Source organism: Alienimonas sp. DA493 (genome assembly GCF_043951915.1).
Taxonomy (GTDB): domain Bacteria; phylum Planctomycetota; class Planctomycetia; order Planctomycetales; family Planctomycetaceae; genus Alienimonas.
Window position 1 is genome coordinate 1 of record NZ_JBINJD010000306.1, and the last position, 1917, is coordinate 1917.

The following is a 1917-nucleotide window of genomic DNA, read 5'->3' on the forward strand; positions in this document are numbered from 1 at the left end:
TCGAGCACGTCCTCCATCTGCGCGACGAAGGCGGCGTTCTCCTTCGGCGGGATCACCCACTGCTGGCGGAGCCAGGGCTTCAGCGAATTTTTTTCTACGCCGGCAAAGCCGGCTGACCCGCCGGCGCCGGACGGGTAGGCTGCGGCGTCCGATTCATCTGGAGGAAGGGCGATGGGCAGGAACGCGGCGCGGCCGGAACCGGCGATGCGGGAGACGTTGCGGTGCCTCGGCGCCGACTGTCCGCGGTGCGGGGCCAGGACCCGGGCGCGATACGACAACCGTCGGACCGTCGCCACGCTGGACGGCTTGATCCGGCTGACTTTGAAGGTCCGCCGCTGCCGCAGCCCCGACTGCAACAAGGCGTACCGCCCGGAGGCGGAAGGGTCGTACGCCCTGCCGCAGCACGAGTTCGGGCTGGACGTGATCGCGTTGATCGGCGCCCTGCGGTACCGGGAGCATCTGAGCGTGCCGGAGATCGCCCTCCGCCTGAACGCCCGGCCGGCCCTGGCGATCTGCGAACGAACGGTGACGAACCTGCTGGACCGCTACGACGAGCTGCTTGCGACGTCGCTGGCCGACGACGTCCGGCTGCGATCGCTGACGACGAAACAGGGCCGCGTGATCCTGGCTCTGGACGGCCTGCAGCCGGACGTCGGTCACGAGGTGTTATGGGTGTTGCGAGACTGCCTGTCCGGCGAAGTGTTGCTGACCCGCAGCCTGCTCTCCGGTTGCGAACGCGACCTGGCTCCGCTGCTACGCGAGGTCGCCGGGACGCTGACCGTACCGATCGCCGGAGTCGTCTCCGACGGGCAGCAGTCGATCCGCCGGGCGGTCGCCTCGGCCCTGCCGGGCGTGCCGCACCAACTCTGCCAGTTCCATTACCTGCGAGAAGCCGCCCGCCCGATCTACGAAGCGGATCGCCATGCCAAGAAGGAGTTGAAAAAGCGGGTCCGCGGCGTGCGGCCGCTCGAACGGGCGCTGGAGGCCCGGGACGACGCCGAGGCGGAGGCCGCTCGCGGGTACTGCGCCGCCGTCCGCAGCGCGATCACCGACGACGGCCGACCGCCCCTGGCCGCCTCGGGGCTGAAACTGCACGGGCGGCTGACGGAGGTCTCCGAAAGTTTGGCCCGCGTGGAACAAAAAAGGGGCTCCCGCCGGAGCTGACCAAGCTGAAGCGGCTGGTGGACAAGGGGCTGCGCGAGACCGCCCCGCTCTGGCCGGACGTGCGGCGGGCGTTCGCCTGGGTTCACCGGGCCGCGGAGATTCTGAACGCGGACGACGGCTCGGCCGGCCCCGCCGGGGCGGACGCCGTTCGCCGCCGGCTGGGCGGCCTGACCGGCGCGATGCGGCGTCATCGATCGCGGGCCGGGAGGTTGATCCCGGCCGTCGATTACTTTCTGAAAGTGACGCGGAGCTATTGGCCGGGCCTGTTTCACGCCTACAGCACGCCGGACCTGCCCCGGACGAACAACGATTTGAAGCAGCTGTTCGGCAGCTACCGTTGGCACGAGCGGCGGATCGCCGGCCGCAAGACGGCTTCGCCGGCGCTGGTGGAGCGGGGCTCGGTCCGCCTGCCCGCCGCGCTCGCCACCGGCCGGCGGGCGTACGCGTCCGCCGATCTGGCGCCAATCGACGTCGCCGCTTGGCGGCGTCTGCGGACAGAACTCAACGCCCGCCGGGAAACCCGCCGACGACGCACCCGCTTCCGCCGCGACCCCCGAGCCTTCCTCGCGAGGCTCGAACGGGACCTGCTTCAGCCGGCTTTGCCGGCGTAGTTTTTTTCAGCGTCCGCCAGACGGTGGCTGGGTCGATCGACTCGACGACCTCCAGCTCCACCAGCCGCTCGGCCAGCAGCTTCATCGTCCAGCGGGCGCGGCCATCAGGAGCCGGGGAGCAGGCGACCGCGATCAGCTGCGC

The 1917-nt window shown here is 70.6% G+C and carries 2 protein-coding genes and 1 pseudogene; 1 reads left to right on the forward strand and 2 read right to left on the reverse strand.

Translation table 11 applies throughout. The features are described 5' to 3' along the window. On the reverse strand, positions 1-278 hold a 278-nt coding region (locus ACG2DA_RS22610; protein WP_395258937.1), incomplete at its 3' end, for a hypothetical protein. On the opposite strand from ACG2DA_RS22610, the gene ACG2DA_RS22615 reads away from it, so the two are divergent. Further along, positions 205-1775 (forward strand): ISNCY family transposase gene (locus tag ACG2DA_RS22615; protein WP_395258935.1). Its coding sequence is split into 2 segments (ribosomal slippage): positions 205-1144 and positions 1144-1775, totalling 1572 coding nucleotides; the frame shifts between segments, so codons are not numbered across the junction. The genes ACG2DA_RS22610 and ACG2DA_RS22615 overlap by 74 nt on opposite strands. A 1-nt stretch (position 1776) precedes the next feature. On the opposite strand, the pseudogene ACG2DA_RS22620 reads toward ACG2DA_RS22615, so the two are convergent. Next, a pseudogene (locus ACG2DA_RS22620) lies at positions 1777-1917 on the reverse strand (IS630 family transposase); the annotation flags it as partial.